Consider the following 26,731-nt stretch of genomic DNA (forward strand, 5'->3'; position numbering starts at 1 on the left):
TTACATTTCATCAGGAACTTGCCGCCGTGCTTCAGCTGTCGTATTAACGGTCATGGACTTCATCGCGTGCTGATAAAAAGCCGGCGACAGGTGATAGCGATCCAGGTGCCACAAACCGTTACCCAGGCCGTCGCGCTTCGTCGTTGCCGCGTGGATGTCAAGGAAATGCCATTGACGGCTGCGTGCTCCGGCTTTCAGCAAGGAATTTGCGCGGCGAATCATGGTGATAAAACCCTGTTTGTCGCCCGGATTACGGCGATCCGTCAAGTCATAACCGGGGGCGGGAATGCCCTGAATGGTAATCGAAGAAAATTTGCGCCCTGGTAATACCTTATCCAGAAAGGAAAAGTAGCCGCTCACGGTCAGATCCATCAGGTCGTTCAATGCTGTATTGGTGCGTACCGCCGCCTTCCACATGCCTTCCACTGGACGGCAATCGATCTCACCTATCGTCAGTAGCAAGGGGCCATTGTCGATGTCGTTCAGGTGACTGAGAAGGCGTTGTTTGTAGGCGTTTTCGCCAAGCTTTGCAAGGTGATGCATTTGCACTCCCATGACAAACCTGGCACGAGCCTGGACGAGTTGCCCGTGCCAGTCAAACACGCTGTTTGCAGGCGACAGGCAATGTGACTCGCCAATTACATTGAGCGTTACAAGTGGAACTGGCAAGGATGCACAAGGAGTGCTTGTTTGAGCCAATTGAAGCACGTAGCGGTAGAAGACCCGCATGGCACGGTCTGCATCGATATCTGGTAATGACTCAAAATCGGTATGTTGGCCTGCGATTTCCATCACGGTATCGACGTTGCCATCCAGCCATGCCTGTAGCATGGCGTAGCAGGCGAGCAGTCCTTGATACCGGCGATCAAGACGCCAGAATTTGGCAAAAAAGGCCAGATCGTTGTGCAATTGTTTTTTACTGTTGCCAGACGAAATAAGCTCAGTGAGCCACTGATTTATAGTAGGTATATCCAGCTCTTCTGAGGCGACGGCACGATGTGCGCCCGCACGAAGAATGCCGATGGCCCTCTCAAATTGGCCGGCTGCATTGAGCGCGTGGACCCAGGCGCTCTTCAGACATGAGCTATCACGTACCGTTGGCGGCAACGTGCGAAGAAAAAGCAAGGCGTCTTCCTGGCGGTGTAGCCTGCAGAGCAAATCACTTTTTTCGGCACACAGGGCGGCAATATCAGGAAAAATAGCGAGCGCAGCATCGATTACTGCCAAAGCGCCATTCCAATTTCGCTGGCTTTTCAGCAGCCGGCACAATTCGTGGTATCCCTGCAGTTGCATTGGCGCGATGTTGAGTATCTGGTGATATGTTGCTATTGCCGTCATTTCATCGCCGCGGTTGCTTTCAATGGAAGCCTTAACGGTCAATGCCTGAATGTGATCGGTTTCGATAGCGAGTGCCACCTCCACCCAGCGCATTGCCAGATCTGTCTGCATCCGGTCGCGCAGTGCTGTGGCAATGTCAGCAGCAATAGCGCTGGTTGCACCGTGTACAGCAATCCGCTCAAGCACTTCCAGAAGTGCGCGGGCGGTCTGATCTGGCGACGGCTCAAGCAAGGCACATGTTTGCCAGCATAGACAGTGTAATTGATTCGGCATCTCGGGCTCCGGAAAAATGGCAGGGCGGATTGAGCAGTCAGGCCACGGTCACTGAGTCAATATCATTCGCAGCCGATATTTCCCGGCTTTGCCACATTAAATGCCTTTGCGGGGTACCCTGCACACCAGTTGCGCCAGATGACACGCATGGCGCTTTCCAGGCCGGCGGCAATGACCGCAGGTTGGCAAGCGGCAGAATGTTTCAACCTGTCGCGCAGTTCAGTACGCAAATCGGCGATGGCGACGATATCGCCAGCAATCTGTTTCCCTTTGGTAATAAAATCCTCTTTATCATCGGCAATAAATTCAGCGAGTCCTACGTGGTGGCAAATAGCCGCACCTACTCGCCCGGGCAGCGTCGGCCCCATCATGGTCAAGGTCGGCACACCCATCCACAATGCGTGCAATGTTGTCGTGCCACCGTTGTAGGGGAAAGTATCGAGGCAGACATCGACGAGGTGATGTAAGGCCAGATAATCTTGGCTATTGGTAAAAGTAAAGAAGGTGAGGCGGTTCGCGGCGATACCTTCCCGCTTGAACCATGCCCGGAACCTATCGCTGGTCTGATGGTTAGGCATGCCACCTAAAACCATCTTTGCATCTGGTACGGCGCGCAGCAATGCCGACCAGCGTTCTATGACATCGAGACTCAATTTACTGGCACGGTTAAAACTGCCGAAAGTGATGTAGCCATTGCTTATGGCGGGCGCCGGGTTGACATTCGGTGCATCAGGCGAAGGGAGGAACACAGCACTGGCAGGCAGGCGCACCAGTTTTTCGCTGAACTGGCTGTCAAACACGCCGGGCGGCGAGTAATAGCGGTCTGCCAGAAAATAATCCATTGCCTGCAAACCAGTCGTTCCCGGATACCCGATCCAGCTGACCTGCAGCGGCGCAGGCTTGCGCGCAAACACCGGTAGCCGGTTAAAACCCGTATGGCCCGACAGGTCGATCAGGATGTCGATGGCGTCGCTGGTGATCAGTTGTGTCAGCTCTGCATGAGTCAGCTTTTCAACCTGACGCCAGACGCTGACGAGTCCATGCAAGTGACGGCTGACGACATCATCATGAAAACTGTTGGCATAAGCAAAGATTTCCAGGCGCGGCGATTGTGCAAGGTGCTCGAGCACCGGTGTGATGAAATTGGCCACCGCATGCTTGTAGAGGTCGGCAGAAACGAAACCGATGCGCAGACGCCGCTCCGGCTCGCGCGTATTACTATGCGCAGGCCAGTTGGCGAGATGCGGCGTCTCGAAGTGCGCAGCATAGCGCATGTGTTCGGCAAACAGCGCCTTGGCGTCCACGTCCTGGCTGTGCGTGAGGTAGAACAGCAGGTTGCTATGCAATTCTTCCCAGTCTGGATTGATCTTGATTGCAGCACGCGAGCTCGAGATAGCCTGGTCGATACGTCCGAGCTGCGCCAGCGTCGAACTGAGATTGACATGCGCCCGACGGTTTTGCGGCTCGAACCGGACAGCTTTTTCAAACGCCTTGACGGCTTCGTCAAGGCGACCCATTTGCGTCAGGCAGACACCGAGGTTGACATGCGCGGATGCCGATTTGGGTCCCAGCTTTACGGCAAGCCGGCAACTGTCCAGTGCTGCCTTCGATTGCCCCATGGTATTGAGGATAGCCGCGATGTTGTTGTGGGTGACCGGATTGTCAGGCGCCAGCTCCAGCACCTTACGGAACGACGCCAGCGCCTGCTCGAACTGGCCATCGTCTTCCTGCGCAATGCCCATATTGTTGAGGGCCTCGATATTTTTCGGTTCGAGCAGCAGCGCTGCTTGATAAATAGCAATAGCCTGCCCCTGGCGGCGAGTTTCGCGCAGCAGGTCGGCATAGTGCAGCATGGGTGCGGCAACGGTTGAATCCATGGCGATCGCTTGCCGGTAGGCGTTTTCTGCCTCGGCGGTTTCGCCGGTGGCGTGCAGGCTGCGTCCCAGGCCATGAAAGTGCGCGGCGATAGCGTTGGGTTGAGCCGTTGCCTTGCGATAACTGAGTACGGCTTCGGCGTTGCGATCAAGCCTGAACAATACGTTGCCCATGCCGCCATGGGCCATGGCATTGCCGGGCTCACTTTGCAGTGCCGCCGCATAGCTGCGCATGGCCGGCTCTGGACGGTTGAGCGCCACATGTACATCGCCCAGCTTGCAGTGCAGTTCGGCTGCATCAGGCGCCAGCGCCAGCGCCTGCTGATAGCTCGCTTGCGCGGCCTGGTACTGGCCCTGCGCCTGCTGCATATCGCCTTTTCCTGCCAATGCCATCAGCAGCGACGGATCGATTTCCAGTGCGCCACGGTAGCATTCTGCCGCTTCTTTCAGGTGCCCTTGCGCCTGCAGCGCGTCGCCCAGTCGCGACAGCGCTTCGGCGTAGGCAGGTGCCAGTTCCAGCGCGCGCATAAAGCAGGCCATGGCTTGTTCAGGCTGTCCGTTGTCCATCTGGGCGCAACCGAGGCGCACTTGCGCTTCGGCGTCGCTTGGTGCCAGCGCCGCCGCTTCTTGCAGGGCGGGTACGGCGTCCTTGCCGGCGATTTGCAAAGCCATGCCCAGCACGCTCCAGGCCACGGCCGATTGCGGATACAGCGCTACTAAAGCCTGGCTGGCCGATTCCATTTGCGCATGCTCGCCGTTCTCATGCAGCTGCACGATATGATCGATTTCCTGCTGGGTAGGCTGCTGCGCGTCGCCTGAGGGCGATGCTGCTTGATCGGTGGCGTGCATGATGAAAAGTCAGAGTGGGTGCCAGCTTGAATTGTAACGGCTGGAAGTGCATTAGAGAAATTCTTATTGAGGAAGCTGACGTAAAAAAAGCGTGGCCACCGCCAGGTGGCCACGCTCTGTTACTGCATGCTGCCTTGTACGAAAAGGCTACATATTCGGATAATTCGGCCCGCCGCCGCCTTCCGGCGTGACCCAGACGATATTCTGGGTCGGGTCCTTGATGTCGCAGGTCTTGCAATGCACGCAGTTCTGCGCATTGATCTGCAGGCGTTCGGCGCCGTCGTCGTTTTTCACGAATTCGTAGACGCCGGCCGGGCAGTAGCGCGCTTCCGGGCCGGCATAGGTGGCCAGGTTGACATCGACCGGGACATTCGGGTTTTTCAGCGTCAGGTGGATCGGCTGGTCTTCCGCGTGGTTGGTGTTGGAAATAAACACCGACGACATCTTGTCGAACGTCAGCTTGCCGTCCGGCCTCGGATAGACGATCGGCGTGCATTGTGCGGCCGGCTTCAGGCATTCATGGTCGCCGTGCGAGTGGCGCAGCGTCCAGGGGGCCTTGCCGCGGAAAATAAGCTGGTCGATGCCGGTCATCAGGCTGCCCAGGTACAGGCCCTTCGACAGCCATGGCTTGACGTTGCGTGCGATATGCAGTTCTTCATGCAGCCAGGATTTTTCAAAGGCCACAGGGTAGCTGGCCAGCTCGTCGTGCTGGCGCTGTTCGCCCAATGCGTCAAAGGCGGCGTCGGCCGCCAGCATGCCGCTCTTGATGGCGGCGTGGCTGCCCTTGATGCGGCTCATGTTCAAAAAGCCGGCATCGCAGCCGACCAGCGCGCCACCGGCAAACACCAGCTTGGGCAGGCATTGCAGACCACCGGCAGCGATTGCGCGGGCGCCATACGAGATACGCTTGCCGCCTTCGAGGAAGGTGCGAATTTCCGGATGGGTTTTGTAGCGCTGGAATTCTTCGTACGGCGACAGGTACGGGTTTTCATAGGCCAGTCCGATTACATAGCCGACCATCACCTGGTTGTTTTCCATGTGGTACAGGAATGAGCCGCCATAGGTCTTGGTGTCGAGCGGCCAGCCGGTCGAGTGAATCACCAGGCCAGGCTGGTGCTTGGACGGATCGATTTCCCACAGTTCCTTGATGCCGATGCCGTAGGACTGCGGATCCTTGCCGGCGTTCAGGTCGTATTTGGCCATCAGCTGCTTGCCCAGGTGGCCGCGCGCGCCTTCGGCAAACAGGGTGTACTTGGCGTGCAGTTCCATGCCGAGCTGGAAGTCCGGGCCTGGCTCGCCATCGCGCTTGACGCCCATATTGCCGGTTGCGACACCCCTGACGGCGCCGTCGTCGGTGTACAGGATTTCGGCAGCGGGAAAGCCGGGGAAGATTTCCACGCCCAGGTTTTCCGCCTGCTGGCCCATCCAGCGCACCACGTTGCCGAGCGAGACGATGTAGTTGCCGTGGTTTTCAAAGCAGGCCGGCACCGCAAAGCCGGGCGTTTGATAGGCTTTGGTTTCAGTCAGGAACAGGATGCGGTCTTCGGTCACCGGCGTATTGAGCGGCGCGCCCAGCTCTTTCCAGTTCGGAATCAGTTCGCTCAAAGCTTTCGGGTCCATGATGGCGCCCGACAGGATATGGGCGCCCAGTTCGCCGCCTTTTTCCAGCACGCAGACCGATACTTCCTGGTTTTTTTCAGCGGCCAGCTGTTTCAGACGGATGGCCGCCGCCAAGCCGGCAGGGCCGCCGCCAACGATCACCACGTCATACTCCATGGCTTCGCGCGGGCCGTACTGCTCAACTAAATTATTAGGCTGTGTCATGTTTTATTGGTCTCGTTGTATCGTCACAAAATCAGATGGGATGGAATCGTTGGAAAATTTAAGCACGAGTGTGCTTGTTTTTGACGCAGATTGCAACTTTGGCGCCATTTTGCGGGACATTGCCACGCGCCGCAATCGAATTCCCGCTGTTTTGTGACATCATTGCGCTAACTTTTCCTCAGCTTGCCATGGATTTTTTGCCAATCGCTGGCAATCAAGGGCTGGGTTCATGCAAGATGCAGGTGTTATTTCAAACAGAACAGGAGCAGCTCGTGGGCATAGAAGTCAATTTCGAGGGCAAGATCGCCCTGATCACCGGCGCGTCGAGCGGACTCGGTGCGCGCTTTGCCAAGGTGCTGGCGCAGGCGGGCGCGCAGGTGGTGCTGGCCTCGCGCCGTATCGAGCGCCTGAAAGAGCTGCGCGCCGAGATCGAGGCCGATGGCGGCGCGGCGCATGTGGTGTCGCTCGATGTGACCGACTTTGCCAGCATTAAATCGGCCATCGCCCATGCGGAAACGGAAGCCGGGCCGATCGATATCCTGGTCAACAATTCGGGCGTATCGACCACCCAGCGCCTGGTCGATGTCACGCCCGAAGATTATTCCTTTGTAATGGATACCAATTTGCGCGGTTCGTTCTTTGTGGCCCAGCAAACGGCCAAGCGCATGATCGCGCGCGCCAAGGGTGATCCGAAAAAGCAGCACCGCATTATCAATATCGCCTCGATGGCTGGCCTGCAGGTGCTGCCGCAGATTGGCGTTTATTGCATGAGCAAGGCGGGCATGGTGCACATGACGCGCGCCATGGCCGTCGAATGGGGCAAATATGGCATCAATACCAACGCGATTTGCCCCGGCTATATTTCGACCGAGATCAACGAGGATTATTTTGCCAGCGAGCAGGGCAAAAAACTGATGCAGATGCTGCCCAACAAGCGCCCGGGCAAACCGGAAGACCTCGATGGCCTGCTGCTGTTGCTGGCAGGCGAGGATTCGCACTTTATCAACGGCGCCATTATTTCGGCCGATGGCGGCATGAGCACGTTTTAAAGCTGCAAACCCACCAGCTTGTGCACCAGCTCCGACGAAGTGGCTGCCGAAAACTTGCGCATCAGCTTGGCGCGGTGCATTTCCACCGTGCGCGGGCTCAGGTCAATCTGGCGCGCGATCAGCTTGCTCGTCTTGCCTTCGACCAGCAGCGCGGCGATTTCACGCTCACGCGGCGTCAGCTCGGCCGTCACCGGGCGCTTTTCACTGACATCTTCGAACGTCCAGATGCCGGCGCCCAGTGCCTGTGTCGCTTGCATGGCGTGGCCGGTCACGTGGCACCAGAACAGCTCGGCGTTACTGCGGCGCATGATGCGCTCGTCCGAATAGCGGCCGCGCGCGTTCATGATGGGGATAATGCGCTCGCCCGTGCGCAGGAATTCATCGTGCGTGGGATAGAGCATTTCAAACGACTGACCGTCGAGCTCGCTGCGGGCATAACCGAACATCTTGGCCAGCGCTTCATTGCAGCTGCGGATCACGCGGTTTTCCGACATGCACATGCCGACCGGCGCGTACAGGAAGATGCTTTCGTAGTCGATGTCGGTTGCGGCATTCATGCGTTGTGCATCACTCTCACGGATAGTCTCGCGGCAAGGCGCCGGTAGTTCTACGGTATTGTACTTTCGACGGGCGTATTTTATGCTCACTTGCTGCCGGCGTCACGGACGCCTGCAACGTTTTGCCATAGTGCTTTATAGAAATATAGCAAAAAGAACGGCACCAACAGAGACACAACCAGAGGGACACCCATGAATAAAGTTTATCCTGATGCAGCCTCGGCACTGGCCGGTATCGTACAAGATGGCCAGACCATCGCCGTCGGCGGCTTCGGCCTGTGCGGCATCCCGGAAGCGCTGATCGGCGCGCTGCGCGATTCTGGCGTAACGGGCCTGACCGCTATTTCCAACAATGCCGGCGTGGACGGCTTTGGCCTGGGCCAACTGCTCACCACCCGCCAGATCAAGAAGATGATTGCCTCCTATGTGGGCGAAAACAAGGAATTCGCGCGCCAGTACCTGGCCGGCGAACTGGAACTGGAATTTACGCCGCAAGGCACGCTGGCCGAGAAGCTGCGCGCCGGCGGCGCTGGCATTCCGGCTTTCTTTACCAAGACCGGCGTGGGCACCATCGTGGCCGACGGCAAGGAAATCCGCGAATTCGACGGCGAACAGTATGTGATGGAGCGCAGCCTGGTGGCCGATGTGTCGCTGGTCAAAGCGTATATGGCCGACCGCGCCGGTAACTTGATTTTCCGCAAGACCGCGCGCAACTTCAACCCCAACGTGGCCATGGCCGGCAAGGTCACCATCGTCGAAGTGGAAAAACTGGTTGAGATCGGCGAGATCGATCCGGACCAGGTGCATACGCCAGGCATTTTCGTGCACCGCATCGTGGTCAACGCCACGCCGGAAAAACGCATCGAGCAGCGCACCGTGCGCAGTGCCGAATAAAAACAGAGACGGAGAAGAACATGGCTTGGACACGTGATGAAATGGCCGCGCGCGCGGCAAAAGAATTGCAGGATGGTTTTTATGTGAACTTGGGCATCGGCCTGCCGACCCTGGTAGCGAACTACGTGCCGGACAATATCGAGGTGTTCCTGCAGTCGGAAAACGGCCTGCTGGGCATCGGACCTTTCCCGACGGACGAAGAAGTCGATGCCGACCTGATCAACGCCGGCAAGCAGACCGTGACGGCGCTGCCGGGCGCTGCCTACTTCAGCTCGGCCGATTCGTTCGGCATGATCCGTGGCGGCAAGATCAACCTGGCCATCCTGGGCGCGATGCAGGTGTCGGCCAAGGGCGACCTGGCCAACTGGATGATCCCAGGCAAGATGGTCAAGGGCATGGGCGGCGCGATGGACCTGGTGGCCGGCGTCAAGCGCGTGGTGGTGCTGATGGAGCACGTCGCTACCGCCAAGGACGGCAGCATCTCGCACAAGCTGCTCAAAGAGTGCGACCTGCCGCTGACCGGCGTGGGCGTGGTCGACCTGATCATTACCGACCTGGGCGTGATCGAAGTCACGCCATCGGGCCTGAAGCTCACTGAGCTGGCCCCTGGCGTGACCAAGGAGCAAGTGCTGGCCGCGACCAGTGCGCAGCTCGATGTATCGGCAGTCTGAGCGGTATTGCTGAATTAAAAAACGCTGCAGGTTTGAAGCCTGCAGCGTTTTTTTTCGTCCAGTCCGCTTGCTTATGGGGCTTTGCTGCGCAGGCTGTCGAGGCTGTAAGCGCCGGCGCCGGCCACGGCGTAGTACAGGAAAGCAAAGCAATACAGCACCGCCAGTTCGCCGCCGTTCAGCACCGGGAAAAAGCCCTGCGGCGCATGCATCATGAAGTAGGCAAAGGCCATCTGGCCCGACAGGATAAACGCCACAGGGCGGGTAAACAGGCCCACCAGCAGCAGCGCGCCGCCGACCAGTTCCAGCACGCCGGCCGCGCCCATCAGCGACAGCAGTTGCAGGCCGTCGAACATGGCTACATGCGGCACGCCGAACAGCTTGGCAGTGCCGTGCTGGATAAACAGGAAACCGAGCACAATGCGCAGTACGCCAAGCAGGCGCGGGTTCCAGGTAGCAAGAAAAGCAGGGGAGGGAAAGCTGGACATGTGGCGCTCCTTGTCGTCAAGTGGTAGTTCATTATGGATGAGCTGGCTCATTCGTGTGCTGACACTGTAAAGCTTTTTCCTGGCTTGATCATCAGGTGAAAATGCCATACTTCATTTACTGCCAGTAGATGATGGTGCAAAAGCTGCGCGCATGAAAAAAGCCCCGCAGATTGCTCTGCGGGGCTTTCTTTTCACATCAACGCCAGGTTTATTTGACTATATTGACTGCTGGTACGGCGTGGTGGTCATCAACCGGGCTGGTCGGATTGGCCAGCTCGCTGTGCAGTTTCACCATATCCAGCTCTTTTTCCCATTTCGACACCACGATGGTGGCCACGCCATTGCCGACAAAGTTAGTCAGCGCACGGCATTCGCTCATGAAGCGGTCGATACCGAGGATCAGCGCCATGCCGGCCACCGGAATGGTCGGCACCACGGCCAGCGTTGCCGCCAGGGTAATGAAGCCGGCGCCGGTAATGCCCGATGCGCCTTTCGAGGTCAGCATCGCCACGCCCAGGATGGTTAGTTCCTGCCAGATGGTCAGGTCGGTATTGGTGGCTTGCGCAACAAACAGTGCCGCCATGGTCATGTAGATATTGGTGCCGTCCAGGTTGAACGAGTAACCGGTCGGTACCACCAGGCCCACCACTGGCTTGGAGCAGCCCAGGTGTTCCAGTTTCTTCATCAGCGCTGGCAAGGCCGATTCCGACGAGCTGGTACCGAGCACGATCAGCAGTTCTTCCTTGATATAGGCCAGGAAACGGACGATCGAGAAGCCGGTGTAACGGGCGATCAGGCCCAGCACCACGAACACGAACAGGAAGCAGGTCAGGTAGAACGAACCCATCAGTTTAGCCAGCGGGATCAGCGAAGCCAGGCCGTATTTGCCGATGGTGAACGCCATCGCGCCAAACGCGCCGATCGGAGCGACCTTCATGATGATGTTGACCATGCCGAAGATGGCGTGCGACAGTTCGTCGATCAGCTTGGTGACAGGACGGCCGCGCTCGCCCAGCAGCGACAGCGAGAAGCCGAACAGCACAGCGATCAGCAGCACTTGCAGAATGTCGCCCTTGGCAAACGCATCAACGAAGGTCTTCGGGATGATGTTCATCAGGAAGTCGGTGGTGGTCAAGCCTTGTGCATGCGTATATTGCTCGATCGACTTGACGTCCAGGTGGGCCGGATCGGCGTTGAAGCCGGCGCCTGGTTTCAGGATATTGGCCACCAACAAGCCGATCGCCAGCGCAAAGGTCGACACGACTTCAAAGTAGATCAGCGCCTTGCCGCCGACGCGGCCGATTTTTTTCACGTCTTGCATGCCGGCAATGCCGGACACCACGGTACAGAAGATCACCGGGGCGATAATCATCTTGATCAGTTTGATAAAGCCATCGCCCAGCGGCTTCATGTCGACTGCGTTGCTTGGGTAGAACACGCCCAGCAGCACGCCGACCACGATGGCGAAGATCACCTGTACATACAGGATTTTATAAAACGGTTTTTTAACGGCATTCACGACGAGTCTCCTCTTGCGGGTTGATGGTGCGATCATCGCTGCTTACAGCTTGCCGCTCAATTGTGGAAAACCGCAGATATGCACATTTTGAATATCGGGTATGGCGCAATGACGGCGGCATGCAAGGTATGCTGCATCGCAGCAAAGCTGCCGTGCGCTTGGAGCATTGCCCGTGCTGCGCTACACTCTGTCCATGCCGGGCGCGCAGACCTGGTTTCATGGCGCTGCAGGCGCCCTTGATTACCGTTAACAGAAAGGTTGCCGCATGATCGAAGCACGTATCCACACCGTCCAGTGCATTTCGCCTGCCGGGCTGCACCAGATGTCCTACAAGGAATGGGGTGCGCCCGACAATCCGAATGTGCTGGTGTGCGTGCATGGCGTCACGCGCGTTGCCGACGATTTTGACACCCTGGCACGCGCCATGGCCAGCGACTACCGCGTGGTCTGCCCCGATGTGGTGGGGCGCGGCCGTTCGGGGTGGCTGGCCAATCCCGAGTTTTACCGCGTGCCGCAATATGTGAGCGACATGGTGACGCTGCTGGCGCGCGTGCTGGCCAATGGCGAACGCCAGACCGTCGACTGGTTCGGCACCTCGATGGGTGGCCTGATCGGCCTGGGCCTGGCGTCCTTGCCGCACAGCCCGGTCAGCAAACTGGTACTGAACGATATCGGCCCGACGCTGGCGCCCGAGGCGCTGCAGCGCATCGGCGACTATATCGGCCAGGATCTGCGCTTCGAGACTTTCGAGCAGGGCGCGCAGTTCGTGCGCGATGTGTCGCGCAGCTTCGGGCCGCATACCGACGCCGAATGGCACAAGCTGGCAACCGACGTGCTGCGCCAGGCCGAGGACGGCACCTGGCGCCGCCACTACGACATGGGCCTGGCGCTGCCGTTTCGCGCCGCCACGCCCGAGTCTGCCGCGCTGGACGAAGCCATGCTGTGGGCAGCGTACGACGCCGTGCGCTGCCCCACGCTGCTGGTGCGCGGGGCCGAATCGGACCTGCTGTCGGCACAGACAGCGCAAGTTATGCAGGGGCGCGGCCCGAAAGCACAGCTGGTGGAAATTGCCGGCGTCGGCCATGCGCCGACCTTTGTGCATGATGACCAGATCGCGATTGCACGGCAATTTTTGCTGGGCCGTTCCTGATCCGTTTTTTGCGTCACCCCGATTTTGAAACAAATGAAAGAGATAGACACGATGGAAATCAAACGACTGCATGTAGGCAAGCGCCTCTCCGAAGTAGCCATTCATAACGGCACCATTTACCTGGCCGGCCAGATCGCCGAAGACACTACCCAGGGCATCGTTGGCCAGACGCGCGAAGTGCTGGGCCATGTTGACCGCCTGCTGGCGGAAGCCGGCAGCGACAAGACCTGCATCCTGTCGTGCCAGATATATATTGCCGACATGAAGGATTTTGCCGGCATGAATGAAGTGTGGGATGACTGGGTGCCAGCCGGCCACACGCCGCCGCGCGCCACGGTCGAGTCCAAGCTGGCCAATCCGGCCTGCCTGGTTGAAATTGTTATTGTTGCTGCAGAGCGTTAAGGTATTCCATGGTTTCCATCTCGGCGCCGAATAGTGCAATTTCGGAACAACTGGTAGAGGGCTTGAATGCGGCTGACAGCGCGCGCGTGCTCGATGCGCTCGCTTACGCCACCGAAGCCTACGGCGAGAAGCAGACCTTTGCCGATCAGCGCGCCCTCGATTTTGCCATCGGGGTGGCAGCCACCCTGGCGTTCCTGCGCAGCGATGCAGAAACCCGGATTGCCGGACTGATGTTCGAACTGACCCTGCTTGAACCCGATACCGCAGCCGATATCGAGCCGCGTTTCGGCAAGCAGGTGTGCGACCTGGCCACCGGCGTGCGTCAGCTGATACGCTTGCGTGCGCTGACCCAGACCTCGCACGCGGGTGGGGCCGGCGGGCGCGGCAAGAACGCTGCCCAGCAGGCCGTGGCGCAGGTGGAAACGCTGCGCAAGATGCTGCTGGCGATGGCCTCCGACATGCGCGTGGTGCTGGTGCGCCTGGCCTCTTGCGTGACGAGTTTGCGCCATTTTGCCGAACTCAAATTGTTCAACGACATGACGCGCGACTACGGGCGCGAAACGCTGGATCTGTACGCGCCGCTGGCTAACCGGCTCGGCATCTGGCAGCTGAAATGGGAGCTCGAAGACCTGTCGTTCCGCTTTATCGAGCCCGACGCCTACAAGCGCATTGCCAAGATGCTCGAAGAAAAGCGCATGATGCGCGAAGGCTTTGTGTCGTCGGCCATTTTGCGCCTGCAAACGGAGCTGGCCGCAGCGGGCATCCAGGCCGAAGTATTCGGCCGTCCCAAGCATATTTACAGCATCTGGAACAAGATGCGCGGCAAGGAACTGGACTTCACGGCGCTGTACGATGTGCGTGCCTTTCGCGTGATCGTTGCCGATGTGAAGACCTGCTATACGGTGCTGGGCGTGGTGCACAATATCTGGACGCCGATTCCGAAGGAATTTGACGACTATATCTCGCGCCCCAAGCCCAATGGCTACCAGTCGCTGCACACGGTGGTCACGGCCGAAGACGGCCGGCCGCTGGAAGTGCAAATCCGCACCAATGAAATGCACAGCTTTGCCGAGTACGGCGTGGCTGCGCACTGGCGCTACAAGGAAGAGGGCGGTTCGAACTTTGCCGGCCAGAAGTACGATGAAAAGATCGCCTGGCTGCGCCAGCTGCTGGCCTGGAAGACTGAGGTGGCCGACGCCGTGGTGGGCCAGGAGGAAATCCAGCGCGAATGGGTGGAAAAACTCAAGTCCGCCACGCTCGACGACCGCATTTTCGTGATGACGCCGCAGGCGCGCGTGCTCGAGTTGCCGGTCGGTGCCACGCCGGTCGACTTTGCCTACCATCTGCATACCGATGTCGGCCACCGCTGCCGCGGCGCCAAGGTCGATGGCGTGATGGTGCCCCTGAACACCTTGCTGAAAAACGGCCAGACCTGCGAGATCATTACCGCCAAGGGCGCGCCGGGTACGGCCGGGCCTTCGCGCGACTGGCTCGGCGCCGGCTATGCCGTCAGCACCCGCACACGCTCGAAAATCCGCGCCTGGTTCCATGCGATCGACATGCAGGAAACGCTGGGCCACGGCCGTGCGCTGGTGGAAAAGTCCTTGCAGCGCGAAGGCAAGACGGCCGTCAACCTCGAGTCGCTAGCGCAAAAGCTCGGCTTTTCCAAGGTTGATGAACTGTTCCTGTCGGTCGGCAAGGATGAATTCAGCCTGCGCCATGTCGAGCAGGCGCTGCACGACACGGGCGAAGTGGTTGAACCGGAAGACGCGGTGCTGGTCGGCAAGAGCCGTGCGTCGAGCGTCGAGCAGGGCGCCAAGTCGGGCGTGCTGGTGGTTGGCACGGAAGGGCTGATGACGGTGCTGGCCAAATGCTGCAAGCCGGCCCCGCCGGACAGCATCGTCGGCTTTGTGACGCGCGGCAAGGGCGTCTCGATCCACCGCGCCACCTGCAAGAACTTCGAGGAAATGCGCGCCAAGGCGCCCGAGCGCGTGATTTTTACCGAGTGGGGCAGCACCGGCGGGCAAGATACCGTCTATCCAGTCGATATCTTTATCCTTGCCGGCGACCGCCAAGGCCTGCTGCGCGATATTTCCGAGATTTTTTCGCGTGAAAAAATCAATGTGATCGGCGTCAACACCCAAAGCGCCAAGGGCCAGGCGCGCATGACTTTTACGGCCGAGATCAGCTCCACCGCGCAGCTGTTGAAAGCCTTGAATGTGATCAAGGATGTCAGCGGCGTGCTCGAAGCGCGGCGCAGCTGATCGCAGGAGTGCGTATTGTGGCGTCGGTCGGCGTAGGTCGGATTAGCGCGCAGCGCGTAATCCGACCTACCCGACCTGCCTGCTCCCGGCCGAGCCAGCATGCAAGCCCGCCATCGCCCCCGTTTCTGGCTGCAGCGTAATATGATCGATGCCGTGTTGTTCCAGCAGCATGACCTTGATGCTGCGCAGCACGCGCGGCCAATGTTCGAGTTCCACGATTTCCACGTGGCCGATCAGTGCCGGCTGGCCCGGCGACATATCCCATACATGCAGGTCATGCACCGACAGCACGCCGTCGACCTGTTCCAGGTCTGCACCCACCTTCAGGTAGTCGATCTGGTGCGGCACGCCTTCCATCAGGAAGTGGTAGGAATCCTTGAGTACGCCAAAGGTCGATTTCAGGATCAGCAGCGAGACCAGCACCGACAGCAGCGGGTCAATCTGCATCCAGCCGGTGAGATAGATGACGGCGCCGGCGACGATGGCCGCTACCGAGCCGAGCAGGTCGCCCATCACATGCACCAGCGCGGCGCGCGTATTGACGCTGTCCTTGTCTTTTGATAACACCCAGGCCACCACCAGGTTGATCGCCAGACCGATAAAGGCCACCACGAACACCATGCCGCCTTGCACCGCCTGCGGCGAATGAAAGCGCAGCACCGCTTCGTAGCTGATCCAGCCGACCACGCACAGCATCGCCAGCGCATTGACGAAAGCCGCCAGCGCCTCGGCGCGGCCAAAGCCGAACGAATGGCGCGGCGAGGGTGGGCGGCGCGCAATCAGCTGCGCCAGCAGCGCCAGGCCCAGCGCGGCCGCGTCGGTCACCATATGGCCAGCGTCGGAAATCAAGGCCAGTGAATTGGACCAGAAGCCGGCGGCCACCTCGACGCCGGCAAACGACAGCGTCAGTCCCAGCGCCCAGGCCAGCACATGCCGGCTGCGGCCCTCGAAGGAATGGGTATGGTGTGCGTCGCCTTTGAGGTGGGCGTGCAAATGTTGGTCAGGCTCGTTGCGATGGTCGTGCATGGAAGTGATCTCGAATCGTGTTGGCATAAGTGTAGATGAAAAGTAACAATGTCGTCGCTACGCCAGCACCGGCCACCTTCAGATAAGGAAAAACCATGTCGCTGAAAAAAGGACAAAAGCTCAGGCTCGACAGCAGTGCCACTGCCAGTGAACTTGCCGTGCATTGCACCGTGCAGGCGCCGTTTCATATCGATATCAGCTGCTTTGGCCTCGATGCCCACGACAAGCTGTTCGATGACGCCTATATGGTGTTTTACAACCAGCGCGCCTCGCCCGATGGCGAAATCCGTCTGGTGGACGATGTGCCGGCCAGTCATTTCGCGCTCAGCCTGGCGCGTCTGCCGGTGCAGGTCAGCAAACTGGTGTTTGCCGCCGCCATCGATCCAACGCACAAGCAGAGCATGCAGCAGTTGCAGTCGCTGACACTGCGCGTGGGCGAACATGTGTTCAGCCTGACAGGCGCCGACTTCAGCGGCGAGAAGGTCATTATGATTGCCGAGCTCTACCGCAAGGACGGCGACTGGCGCCTGGGCCTGAATGGCCAGGGTTTCAACGGCGGCCTGGACGCCTTGCTGGTGCATTTTGGTGGCGAAGTGGCGTCCGCTGCTACCGCCGCGCCGGAAAAAATATCGCTGGAAAAACGCTTCGAGCAGAAAGCGCCGCAACTGGTCTCGCTGGCAAAACTGGCCGGTGTCTCGCTGGCCAAGCACCGGCTCGATCAGGTGCGCGCCAGGGCGGCGTTCGTGATCGATGCGTCCGGCTCCATGCATGGCCAGTACACGAGTGGCCGGGTGCAGGAGGCAGTGAACCGCGTCTTTCCGCTGGGCGTGCATTTCGATGACGATGAAGAGCTGGAAACCTGGGCTTTTGCGCAAAAGAGCAAGCAACTGGGCAATGTGACGTTTGACAACGTGCACGATTACGTCAAGCGCGAGGCCGGTGGCTGGAAGAAGTGGATGGATGAGCTCAATGCCGGCTACAACAATGAACCGGCAGTGATCCGGCAGGTGATCAGCCATTTCACAGGCCTCGCAGTACCGAAGATCGTGAGCAAAAAGACGGGGCTATTCTCATCGAAAAAAGAGCTGCCGGACACTTTTGCCCCGCCGGTCGACATGAAAACGCCGGTGCTGGTGCTGTTTATCTCCGATGGCGGCGTGTCGCACAACGATGAAATCGAATTGCTGATCCGCTGGTCGAGCACGCTGCCGATCTTCTGGCAGTTTATCGGCATCGGCGGTTCGAGCTACGGTGCGCTGGAGCGGCTTGACGACCTGGCTGGCCGCCATATCGACAATGCCAACTTCTTTGCGCTGAACGACCTGCGCGAAATCACTGAAGCGCAGCTGTACGACCGCATGATGCAGGAGTTTCCTGGCTGGCTGAAACAGGCGCGCAGCAGAGGCATGATCGGCAGCGGCGCATAAACATCGCGCCGCTGCCGTTGCTGCTTACATGACTACTGCATGACTATTGCACAAGCGCTTCACCGAACTTGCCTTCGCGGAAGTCCTGCACTGCCTGGAACACCTCGGCCTGGGTATTCATCACGAACGGGCCGTACTGGGCGATCGGCTCGTTGAGCGGCTGGCCGGCCACCAGGATCACGCGCCCGCCCTCCGGTGCGCTGATACGCACGCCGTCGCTGCCGGCGGTATTGGCAAAAATGGCCATGCGCAGCGCCGGTACCGTTTTGTCGCCCAGTTGCACTTCGCCGCGAAACGTGTACAAGAAGGCGTTATGGCCGGGCGGCAAAGGTTGCTCGAAGCTGGTGCCTGGCGGCAGTTCGATATCGAGATACAGCGGCTCGGTCCGGTCACGCTCGACGGCGCCCGTAACACCATGGCTGCTGCCGGCAATCACCTGGACCTTGACGCCGGCTTCGGTGGTGTAGCGGGGAATCTCCTCGCTGGCAAAGTCGCGGTACCAGGGCTTGCGCAGCTTGTCGCTGGCCGGCAGGTTCAGCCACAGCTGGAAGCCTTCCATCACGCCTTCTTCCTGCTCCGGCATTTCCGAGTGGATCACGCCACTGCCGGCGGTCATCCACTGCACGCCGCCCGAGGCGAGCAGGCCTTCGTGGCCGGCGCTGTCGCGATGGCGCATGCGCCCGGTGATCATGTACGACACGGTTTCGAAGCCGCGGTGCGGATGCTCGGGAAAGCCGGCGATATAGTCGTTGGGCTGGTCGCTGGCAAAATTGTCGAGCATCAGGAAAGGATCGAGACGGCGCTGCAGCTGCTGCGTCAGTACCCGGTTGATCTTCACGCCCGCGCCGTCCATCACGGCCTGGCCAGCGATGACGCGCTCGACCTGGCGTGGGCTGGCCACGGTGTTGCTGACGCTATTGGTCTCGTTCATATTGTTCTCCTTGTGCTCGACAAAAAACGGTTACACCAGTACGGCGTTGATTTCTGCGTCGGCCTGCGCCTGCGCCTTGGCCACGGCGTCGGGGCCCATGCCCATGCCTTCCGAATACACATACTGCACATCGCTCAAGCCCAGGAAGCCGAACATGGTGTTCAGGAACGGCACCTGACTGTCGGTCGGGCCGTTGCGGTGCATGCCGCCACGCGACAGGCCCACGTAGACTTTCTTGCCAGAGAGCAGGCCAACCGGGCCGTTTTCGGTGTACTTGAAGGTCACGTTGGCGCGGGCAATCGCGTCAAACCAGCTTTTCAGTTGCACGGTGATACCGAAGTTGTACATCGGCGCGCCAACCACGATCACGTCAGCTGCCTGTACCTGGGCGATCAGCGCGTCGTCCAGCGCCACGCGGGCGGCCTGCTCGGCGCTGCGCTGGTCGGCTGGCGTAAACAGTGCTTGCAGCGTCGCTTCATCGAGTACCGGATGCGGCTGGGCAGCGAGGTCGCGGCGTACCAGGGTGGCGCCAGGATTGGCAGCCAATACGCGGGCGGACAAGGCGTCAGCCAGGCGGGTCGAGGCGGAACCGGTGCTGCGGGCGCTGGAATTGATTTGCAGGATGTTCATAATGTGTTCTCCGTGTTGGGTAGTGTGTTGCGATGGATGAACTATAGCAATCCCAAAACCACAGCGGAAGACGTTAAAATGGATAACATTAGCTCAAAAATGGAACAATCGAGAAAGCTCAATGAATGGACATTGATCCTGGTGATTTATTGCTGTTTGCCCGCGTGGTAGAAAGCGGCAGCTTTTCACGCGCGGCCGACCGTATCGGCCTGCCCAAGTCGACCGTGTCGCGCCGTGTGGGCCAGCTGGAGGCAAAGTTGGGCGAGCGTCTGCTGCAGCGCACGACGCGCAAGCTGGCGCTGACCGAGTTCGGCGCCAGCCTGCTTGGCCATGCGCGCCGTGTGGTGGAGGAGGTGGAAGCGGCCGGCGCGCTGGCGCAGCACCGCCAGGCCGGGCCCAGCGGCCTGCTGCGCATTTCCATGCCGGCCGACTTTGCCGACCTGTTGATGCGCCAGGTACTGGCCGAGTTCGTTCGCCGTTATCCCGCTATTTCGCTCGAACTCGATCTGTCGGCGCGGCGTGTGGACTTACTTGAAGAAAATTTCGATCTGGCCATCCGCATGGGCAATCTGCCCGACGATGCCAGCCTGGCGGCGCGCCGCGTGGCCTTCAGCACGCTGGCGCTGTATGCCTCGCCGCAATACACGGCCGTGCATGGCCTGCCCGAGCATCCGGATGATCTGTTCGGTCACGATCTGCTGAGCTTGCCGCGCGCCGTGCATGGCCTGGTCAGCTGGACCCTGGTGCGCGGCAAAACGACCTGGCAGCGCGAGCTGCCGGTGCGCCTGCTGGCCAATTCACCCGAGCTGCTGATACGCATGGCGTGCACCGGCGTGGGCATCGCCGCCAGCACCGACCGCTTTGCCACCGCCCATCTGCAGACAGGGGAGCTGGTGCGCGTGTTGCCTGAATGGGGTTTCCCGTTGGTGGATGCGTGGGCGGTGTTTCCCGGCCGCCGGCTGATGCCGGCCAAGACCCGGGCGTTTCTCGATCTGATGGACGAACTGTATCAGGGCGACCGGCCCGTGTAGGCCAGCCGCCGCCTGGGCAGATCAGGACAGGTTGCCCATCACTTCGCCCAGTTGCACCGGGCCGGCCGGCTGCCAGGCCTGGTTGAATTGCAGCGTGTCTTTCGGGAACAGCATGACCACGGTTGAGCCGAGCAGGAAGCGGCCCAGCTCTTCGCCTTTTTTCAGCACCACATTGTCGTTGGCGTAGCTCCAGTCGCGCACCTGGCCCGAGCGCGGCGGATTGACCACGCCGTGCCAGACGGTGGCCATGCTGCCCACGATGGTCGCACCCACCAGTGTCATCACAAACGGACCGTTGGCGGTGTCGAACACGCACACCACGCGTTCATTGCGCGCGAACAGGCCGGGGATGCCGCGTGCGGTAGTCGGATTGACCGAGAACAGCTCGCCCGGCACATAAATCATGCGCGTCAGGCGACCGTCGCACGGCATATGGATGCGGTGATAGTCGCGCGGGCTCAGGTACAGATTGGCAAAGCTGCCGTGCTCGAACTGCGCCGCCAGCGCCGCATCGCCGCCGACCAGGGCGGTGGTGCTGAATTGATGGCCCTTGGCCTGGAAGATCTGATCCTTGTCGATGACGCCAAACTGGCTGATACGCCCATCGACCGGGCATACATAGTCAGCCTGGGCAATCGGGCGCACGCCGGGGCGCAGCGCGCGCGTGAAAAACTCGTTAAAGCTCGTGTAGTGGCTGATATCCGGGTCCAGCGCCTCGTCCATGTTGACGTTGTAGCGGCCGACAAACCAGCGGATCAGCCGCGTGGTCATGGCGCCGCCCTTGGCGCCGGCCACGCGGCCGGCAAAGTTGGTCAGCGCTCCCTTGGGCAGCAGATATTGGGGCAGGACGGCTAGACGGTCAGACACGATAGGGGGCCTTTGAATGAAGATTGAAAATACATTATAGCGGCGAAGCGGCGCCGCATGATACGCCAGGCGGGGCAGGCAGAGAACCTGCGGTCAGAATTTATTTTCAGAAACATGTGTCTTTAGGGCAAATTTCGCGCACAATCGCTGCCTTGGCTTTTTAGCCATCTTTTTTAGCCATTCTTCTCAGCCAACTTTTTAAGCTCTCCCATGATGCCACGCAGTTTGCCGTCCTTTTTGCCGTCCTTTCGTCTTGCCGTCTGTAGCGCCGCTGTCCTGTTTGCGTGGAATGTCCAAGCGCAGGAAAAACAGGCCACTGCCGAGCCGCCAGCGCAGTCCGATGCTGGCCCTGTGCAGAAAGTGGAAGTGAAGGGCAGCGGCTACGATCCGCGCCGCGACGATACGGCCAGCAAGATGGTGGTGACCAGCGAAGAGATTCAAAAGTACGGCGACACCAATGTTACCGATGTGCTGAAGCGCCTGCCCGGCATTACCGTCAGCGGCGCGGCCGGGCGTTCGGGCGGCGAGATTCGCATGCGCGGCCTGGGCAGCGGCTATACGCAGATCCTGCTCAACGGTGAACGCGCGCCGGCCGGCTTTTCGCTCGATACCCTGGCGCCCGAGCTGATCGAACGCATTGAAATCCTGCATGCGGCCAGCGCCGAGTACAGCACCCAGTCGATTGCCGGCACCATCAATGTGGTGCTGAAAAAGGCGGTCAAGACCGCGCAGCGCGAAGTCAAGCTGGGCGTGCAGCGCAGCAAGGACAGTTTTTCGCCGACCGTCAACCTGCAGTTGTCCGACCGCGATGGCAAGTTCTCCTATTCGCTCAGCGGCTCGCTGTATCGTTTCGACTACCACTATGACAATCCGGCGCAGGAACTGGCGTATGCGCCCGATGGCCGCCAGGTACTGCAGCGGCGCAGCATGGGCACCGGCGACGGCCGCCCGGAAGGTATCAACCTGGCGCCGCGCCTGAACTGGGTGCTGGCCGGTGGTGACACGGTGACGGCGCAATTTTTTGTCAACGTCGGGCGCGGCGAGCACCGCAGCGCCAACCGCATCGAGACCGAACTGGGCGCGCGTCCCGCTTACGATATCGAAGCGATTCAGTCCAGCAACCATAACGCCATCGGGCGCGGCGATGTGACTTGGGTGCACAAGCTGGCAGGCGGCGCAAAACTGGAGCTCAAGCTCGGTGCCTCGACCGGACGCAATACCTCGGACAGCCGCCAGCGCGGCACGGTCGAGGGCGCCGGGCTGGCGCTGGATCGGCTGATCAATGTCAAGTCCACCGAGAATGGCGTCAATTCGATCGGTAAATACAGCACACCGCTGGTGCCCGGCCACGCGCTGTCGATGGGCTGGGACACCGGCTACACCAAACGCGAGGAAAGCCGCTTGCAGCGCGAAACGGCGTTGCCGCTGGCCGGTGCACCGGTCAACAGCGATGAAGGTTTTGATGCGGCCATTCGCCGCCTGGCGCTGTACGGCCAGGACGACTGGGAGATTACACCGCGCTGGTCGATGTATGGCGGCGTGCGCTGGGAAGGTATCGAGACGCGCAGCGAGGGCAACAGCTACGATAGCGTGCGCCAGCGCACCAGCGTGTGGAGCCCGCTGCTGCAGACGCTGTGGAAGCTGCCCGACACCAAGGGCGACCAGGTGCGCCTGGCGCTGACGCGCACCTACAAGGCGCAGCCCACGTCGAGCCTGATTCCACGCCGCAATACCTCGACCAACAACAGCCAGACCGACCCTGACCGCGAAGGCAATCCGAACCTGCGCCCTGAGCTGGCGCTGGGTCTGGACATGTCGTATGAGCACTACTGGGCCGAAGGCGCCTTGCTCAGTGCCCGCGCCTCGGCGCGCCGCATCGACGGCTATACGCGCCAGGGCCTGCTGCTGATCAACGAGCGCTGGGTTTCCACGCCCGTCAACGACGGCCGTGCCAATACGCAGACGCTGGAGCTGGAAGCGAAGTTCCCGCTGCGTGCGGTATTGGCCGCGCCGGTGCCGGCGATTGACCTGCGCGCCAGCCTGAGCCGCAACTGGTCGCAGGTCGAGCGCGTGCCTGGGCCCAACAACCGGCTCGACCAGCAAACGCCGTTCAGCGGCAACCTGGGCATCGATTACAAGACGCCGGACGGCGTGCTGACCACCGGCGGCAGCTTCAATTTCCGCAACGGCGGCCCGGTGCGCGTGACCGAACTGCAAAGCAGCTATACTTCGCCGCGGCGCGATCTGGACCTGTATGCCTTGTGGAAGTTCAATCCGAAAATCCAGCTGCGGCTGGCTGCCAGCAATCTGCTGGCGCAGGATTTCCAGAGCGACAGCATCTACAGCGATGCCAGCGGTACGATACGGCGCAACAGCATTTCACCAAGCACGCCGCAGGGACGCGCCACGCTGGAAATGAAGTTTTAAAGGGCAGGGTTGCCGTCTGCTGGCCTATAATCGCAGCATTTATTTAGCTGCAAGGTATAGCCATGACGTTTTCCTCCCTCGGCCTGATCGATCCGCTGGTCCGCAAACTTGACGAACTCGGCTACGACAAGCCGACGCCGGTGCAGGCCAAGGCGATTCCCGCCGTGCTGGACAAGCGCGACCTGATGGCGGCGGCCCAGACCGGTACCGGCAAGACGGCCGGCTTTGCCGTGCCGCTGCTGCAGCGTCTGACGATGGAGGGGCCGCAGGTGGCGCCGCACTGCGTGCGCGTGCTGGTGCTGGTGCCCACGCGTGAGCTGGCCGAGCAGGTCTATGGCAGTTTTCGCAGCTATGGCGGCAATTTGCCGCTGCGCAGTTTTGTCGCCTACGGCGGCGTGCCGATCGAGCCGCAGATCGCCAAACTGCGCAAGGGTCTCGACGTGCTGGTGGCCACGCCCGGCCGCCTGCTCGACCTGCAGACGCAGGGCGCGGTCAAATTTGAACAACTGCAGACGCTGGTGCTCGACGAGGCCGACCGCATGCTCGATCTTGGTTTCGAGCGCCAACTCGACCTGCTGCTGATGGCGCTGCCAAAGCAGCGCCAGACGTTGCTGTTTTCGGCCACCTTTTCCGACGCCATCCGCGCCATGGCCAAGACCATGCTGAAAGACCCGGTCTCGGTCGAAGTGAGCCCGCGCAATACCACTGCCAAGGCCGTCAAGCAGTCGCTCATTACCTGCGATAAAAAAGCCAAGCCGGAACTATTCCTGCACCTGATGAAAAAGCAGCGCTGGGGCCAGGTGCTGACGTTCGTGAAAACGCGCAAGGGCGTCGAGCAGCTGGTCAAGACCTTGCTCGAGCATGGCGTGCGCGCCGACTCGATCCATGGCGACAAGACCCAGCCGAACCGCTTGCGCGCCCTGGCGCGTTTCAAGGCAGCCGAGGTGCAGGTGCTGGTCGCCACCGATGTGGCCGCGCGCGGGCTCGATATCGAGCAACTGCCGCTGGTGGTCAATTTCGACCTGCCCACGGTGGCCGAAGACTATATCCACCGCATCGGCCGCACCGGCCGCGCGGGCAGTTCCGGCACCGCGCTGTCGCTGGTCTGCGCCGATGAAGTTGAACTGCTGTCGGCGATTGAAGCGCTGACGCGCCAGAGCATCAAGCGCAGCGAAGAACCGGGCTTCGAGGCCGAACACCGCGTGCCGGCAACCAAGGCTGGCGGCGTGGTCGAGAAAAAGCCGGTCAAGGTCATGACGCCCAAGGCGGCCGAGCGCGCCAGCAAGCGGCGCTTCTACCGTTAAGGCGACACGGAACAGCGCTGCACGTATCCCGCAGGTATGCCATGATGCGTGCATGACCTCGATACCCTTGTTCCCGCTCAATACGGTACTGTATCCCGATGGCTATCTGCCGCTGCAGATCTTCGAGGTGCGCTATCTGGACATGATACGCAACTGCATCACCGGCGAGCAGCCGTTTGGCGTGGTGCAATTGCTGGCCGGCGCGGAAGTGCGCAAGCCCGGGCAGCAGGAGACGCTGGCGCCGGTCGGCACGCTGGCGCGCGTGATGGACTGGGCGGCGCCGCTGTCGGGCCTGCTGCAGATTAAGTGCATGGGCACGCAGCGCTTTCGCGTGCTGTCGAGCGAACAGCTGAAACATGGCCTGTGGATGGCCGAAATCGATATGCTGGCGCCCGACCTGCCGGTGCCGATACCGGCCGAACAGCAGAATGTGGCCGACGCGCTGGGCGCGCTGATCCGCACCTTGCAGGAAGAAAAAATTCCGCTGGACCAGATGCCGTTGCAGCCGCCTTATCGCCTGGACGAGAGCGGCTGGGTGGCCAATCGCTGGTGCGAACTGCTGTCGCTGACGCCGTTGCAAAAGCAGTTGCTGCTGAGCCAGGATAACGCCGTGCTGCGCCTGGAACTGGTGCAGGACGTGCTGGCCGACAACGGACTACTCGATAACTGACTGTACAATCTTTTGTTTACGTCAAGATGTCGTTGTGCAATTGCAATTTCTGTTGAGAAATACTTTACGCTATGACGCCGCTTCGTTAAGATAATCACCCTGGCAATAGCGCCAGCATACTCAAGAGAAAACCAGATGGCAAAAGCAAGCGCGGAACAGATCAATGCAGCGATGGACAGCCTGGTAGCGGAAGGCCAGGCGCTGACGGTACGCGCGCTGCGCGACAAGCTGGGCAATACTGCCTGCCTGGGCACCATCAGTAAACTCCTGCAGCGCCGCAAGGCCGGCACCCAGCGCCAGCTTGCTGCAGCGGCGGAACTGTCGCCGGTGCTGCGCCAGGCCATACTCGATTTCGTGGGACAGGAACTGCAGGCCAGTACCAGCTTGCATGAAGCGGAAATGAACGACAATCAACAAGAATTGATGGACCTGGCTACGGAGAACGAGCGCCAGCAGGAACAGCTGGACCTGCAGGCCGGTGAGATCGAGACCCTGCGCGCCGAACTCGAGCGTGAGCGCCAGGTGGCCAACCAGGCCCGTACCGACCTGGCCAAGGCGCAGCTGCGCCTGGAAGGCTTGCCACGCCTGGAAGAGGCGGCCGAGCAGGCCCGCATGGACCTGGCCAAGGCGCAATTCAAGCTCGAAGGCATTCCACGCCTGGAAGAAGCAGCCGAGCAGGCGCGCACCGAACTGATCGCCGCCCAGCTCAAGCTGGAAGGCCTGACGCGCGTGGAAACCGAGCTGGCCACCGTGCGACTCGAGCTCGAAGCGGAGCGCGAAGAACTCGGCGAAACACGCGCCGAACTCGACGAAGAACGTACGCTGCGCATCAAGGCGCAGCAGTTTATTGTCGATCCGATTTTCAAGACGCCGGTCGGATGATATCGAGTTAAACCCGCTGTGCGTATTGCCCGCACAGCCATCCCCAGCCTGCCAGGTTCAGGCCCACCGTCAGCCAGAACGCCGTCTGGAACGATTGCTTGCTGGTCTTGTGGCGCAGCAGCTGCTGCGCCAGCAGCGCGCCCGGCCAGCCGCATAGCAGCCCCATCAAGAGTAGATTTTTTTCCGGCGTGCGCCAGGCCCGGTTGCGGGCGGCGCGCTTGTCGATGGCATAGAAGGCAAAGGCGGTGATGCTCATTACGCCGTAGGCGGCAGCGACCAGCAGCGGAACCTGCCACAGCACGCTCGCTAGCGCGTGGCACAACACGAACAAGGCAATAATGGCGTAGGGCATGCGGCGGGCGGCGTGAGTGGCGGTGCTGCATTGTA

23 protein-coding genes are annotated in these 26,731 nt (G+C 60.5%); 12 read left to right on the plus strand and 11 right to left on the minus strand.

Annotation, left to right across the window (positions count from 1 at the left end; all coding sequences use genetic code 11):
* From GCM43_RS04560 to GCM43_RS04570, 3 genes are all read right to left on the minus strand, one after another.
* Entirely contained in the window at positions 1–1,611 is a 1,611-nt protein-coding gene (locus GCM43_RS04560; RefSeq protein WP_152242325.1) for a hypothetical protein, read from the minus strand.
* Between the two features lie 62 nt (positions 1,612–1,673).
* Positions 1,674–4,151, minus strand: a complete 2,478-nt coding sequence (locus tag GCM43_RS04565) for a tetratricopeptide repeat protein (RefSeq protein WP_193315536.1) — start codon at positions 4,149–4,151, stop codon at positions 1,674–1,676.
* 330 nt (positions 4,152–4,481) lie between these two features.
* Positions 4,482–6,158 carry an electron transfer flavoprotein-ubiquinone oxidoreductase gene (locus tag GCM43_RS04570; RefSeq protein ID WP_193315537.1) on the minus strand — a complete coding sequence of 559 codons (1,677 nt, stop codon included), beginning with the start codon at positions 6,156–6,158 and terminating at the stop codon, positions 4,482–4,484.
* Positions 6,159–6,430: 272 nt separating this feature from the next.
* Between GCM43_RS04570 and GCM43_RS04575 the strand changes: the two genes are divergently transcribed.
* Positions 6,431–7,207 (plus strand): SDR family oxidoreductase, encoded by a 777-nt coding sequence (locus GCM43_RS04575; protein ID WP_152242327.1) that lies wholly within the window; start codon positions 6,431–6,433, stop codon positions 7,205–7,207.
* On the opposite strand, the gene GCM43_RS04580 is transcribed toward GCM43_RS04575, so the two are convergent.
* Positions 7,204–7,764 carry a LuxR C-terminal-related transcriptional regulator gene (locus GCM43_RS04580; protein WP_152242328.1) on the minus strand — a complete coding sequence of 187 codons (561 nt, stop codon included), beginning with the start codon at positions 7,762–7,764 and terminating at the stop codon, positions 7,204–7,206. The two genes, GCM43_RS04575 and GCM43_RS04580, sit on opposite strands and share 4 nt — an antisense overlap.
* 192 nt (positions 7,765–7,956) lie before the next feature.
* Here GCM43_RS04580 and GCM43_RS04585 point away from each other — a divergent pair, with 192 nt between their 5' ends.
* Positions 7,957–8,658 carry a CoA transferase subunit A gene (locus GCM43_RS04585; RefSeq protein ID WP_152242329.1) on the plus strand — a complete coding sequence of 234 codons (702 nt, stop codon included), beginning with the start codon at positions 7,957–7,959 and terminating at the stop codon, positions 8,656–8,658.
* A gap of 20 nt (positions 8,659–8,678) precedes the next feature.
* Positions 8,679–9,329, plus strand: a complete 651-nt coding sequence (locus tag GCM43_RS04590; protein ID WP_152242330.1) for a CoA transferase subunit B — start codon at positions 8,679–8,681, stop codon at positions 9,327–9,329.
* Between the two features lie 71 nt (positions 9,330–9,400).
* On the opposite strand, the gene GCM43_RS04595 is transcribed toward GCM43_RS04590, so the two are convergent.
* Entirely contained in the window at positions 9,401–9,814 is a 414-nt protein-coding gene (locus GCM43_RS04595) for a DoxX family protein (RefSeq protein ID WP_152242331.1), read from the minus strand.
* Between the two features lie 208 nt (positions 9,815–10,022).
* Positions 10,023–11,333: a dicarboxylate/amino acid:cation symporter gene (locus GCM43_RS04600; RefSeq protein WP_226929316.1), complete on the minus strand. Its 1,311-nt coding sequence runs from the start codon at positions 11,331–11,333 to the stop codon at positions 10,023–10,025.
* Positions 11,334–11,598: 265 nt separating this feature from the next.
* Between GCM43_RS04600 and GCM43_RS04605 the strand changes: the two genes are divergently transcribed.
* The 3 genes from GCM43_RS04605 to GCM43_RS04615 are packed head-to-tail and all read left to right on the plus strand — an operon-like array spanning position 11,599 to position 15,149.
* Positions 11,599–12,483, plus strand: a complete 885-nt coding sequence (locus tag GCM43_RS04605) for an alpha/beta fold hydrolase (RefSeq protein WP_152242333.1) — start codon at positions 11,599–11,601, stop codon at positions 12,481–12,483.
* Positions 12,484–12,534: 51 nt separating this feature from the next.
* On the plus strand, positions 12,535–12,885 hold the full coding sequence (locus tag GCM43_RS04610; protein WP_152242334.1) for a RidA family protein: 351 nt from the start codon (positions 12,535–12,537) through the stop codon (positions 12,883–12,885).
* 8 nt (positions 12,886–12,893) lie between these two features.
* Entirely contained in the window at positions 12,894–15,149 is a 2,256-nt protein-coding gene (locus tag GCM43_RS04615) for a RelA/SpoT family protein (protein WP_152242335.1), read from the plus strand.
* Positions 15,150–15,215: 66 nt separating this feature from the next.
* Here GCM43_RS04615 and GCM43_RS04620 read toward each other — a convergent pair whose 3' ends face one another.
* On the minus strand, positions 15,216–16,175 hold the full coding sequence (locus GCM43_RS04620; protein WP_152242336.1) for a cation diffusion facilitator family transporter: 960 nt from the start codon (positions 16,173–16,175) through the stop codon (positions 15,216–15,218).
* Between the two features lie 95 nt (positions 16,176–16,270).
* Between GCM43_RS04620 and GCM43_RS04625 the strand changes: the two genes are divergently transcribed.
* Positions 16,271–17,602, plus strand: a complete 1,332-nt coding sequence (locus GCM43_RS04625) for a vWA domain-containing protein (protein ID WP_152242337.1) — start codon at positions 16,271–16,273, stop codon at positions 17,600–17,602.
* A 43-nt stretch (positions 17,603–17,645) separates the two neighbouring features.
* Here GCM43_RS04625 and GCM43_RS04630 read toward each other — a convergent pair whose 3' ends face one another.
* Both GCM43_RS04630 and GCM43_RS04635 read right to left on the minus strand, forming a co-directional pair.
* Positions 17,646–18,533 (minus strand): pirin family protein, encoded by an 888-nt coding sequence (locus tag GCM43_RS04630; protein WP_152242338.1) that lies wholly within the window; start codon positions 18,531–18,533, stop codon positions 17,646–17,648.
* 30 nt (positions 18,534–18,563) lie between these two features.
* The gene (locus GCM43_RS04635) at positions 18,564–19,163 is read right to left on the minus strand and encodes an FMN-dependent NADH-azoreductase (protein ID WP_152242339.1); all 600 of its coding nucleotides are present in this window, start codon (positions 19,161–19,163) and stop codon (positions 18,564–18,566) included.
* A gap of 125 nt (positions 19,164–19,288) precedes the next feature.
* On the opposite strand from GCM43_RS04635, the gene GCM43_RS04640 reads away from it, so the two are divergent.
* Positions 19,289–20,194 (plus strand): LysR family transcriptional regulator, encoded by a 906-nt coding sequence (locus tag GCM43_RS04640; protein ID WP_152242340.1) that lies wholly within the window; start codon positions 19,289–19,291, stop codon positions 20,192–20,194.
* Positions 20,195–20,215: 21 nt separating this feature from the next.
* Here GCM43_RS04640 and asd read toward each other — a convergent pair whose 3' ends face one another.
* Positions 20,216–21,061, minus strand: coding sequence for an archaetidylserine decarboxylase (gene asd / locus GCM43_RS04645; protein WP_152242341.1), 846 nt, complete (start codon positions 21,059–21,061; stop codon positions 20,216–20,218).
* A 210-nt stretch (positions 21,062–21,271) separates the two neighbouring features.
* On the opposite strand from asd, the gene GCM43_RS04650 reads away from it, so the two are divergent.
* The 4 genes from GCM43_RS04650 (at position 21,272) to GCM43_RS04665 (ending at position 26,344) form a co-directional block, all read left to right on the plus strand.
* On the plus strand, positions 21,272–23,488 hold the full coding sequence (locus tag GCM43_RS04650; RefSeq protein ID WP_226929317.1) for a TonB-dependent receptor plug domain-containing protein: 2,217 nt from the start codon (positions 21,272–21,274) through the stop codon (positions 23,486–23,488).
* 62 nt (positions 23,489–23,550) lie between these two features.
* Positions 23,551–24,792: a DEAD/DEAH box helicase gene (locus tag GCM43_RS04655; protein WP_152242342.1), complete on the plus strand. Its 1,242-nt coding sequence runs from the start codon at positions 23,551–23,553 to the stop codon at positions 24,790–24,792.
* 52 nt (positions 24,793–24,844) lie between these two features.
* The gene (locus tag GCM43_RS04660) at positions 24,845–25,462 is read left to right on the plus strand and encodes an LON peptidase substrate-binding domain-containing protein (RefSeq protein ID WP_152242343.1); all 618 of its coding nucleotides are present in this window, start codon (positions 24,845–24,847) and stop codon (positions 25,460–25,462) included.
* 135 nt (positions 25,463–25,597) lie between these two features.
* Positions 25,598–26,344 (plus strand): coiled-coil domain-containing protein, encoded by a 747-nt coding sequence (locus GCM43_RS04665; RefSeq protein ID WP_152242344.1) that lies wholly within the window; start codon positions 25,598–25,600, stop codon positions 26,342–26,344.
* A 7-nt stretch (positions 26,345–26,351) separates the two neighbouring features.
* On the opposite strand, the gene GCM43_RS04670 is transcribed toward GCM43_RS04665, so the two are convergent.
* Positions 26,352–26,696, minus strand: coding sequence for a DUF1294 domain-containing protein (locus GCM43_RS04670; protein ID WP_152242345.1), 345 nt, complete (start codon positions 26,694–26,696; stop codon positions 26,352–26,354).
* Positions 26,697–26,731 lie beyond the last annotated feature (35 nt).

The organism is Janthinobacterium aquaticum, from assembly GCF_009208565.1.
Lineage (GTDB): Bacteria > Pseudomonadota > Gammaproteobacteria > Burkholderiales > Burkholderiaceae_D > Janthinobacterium.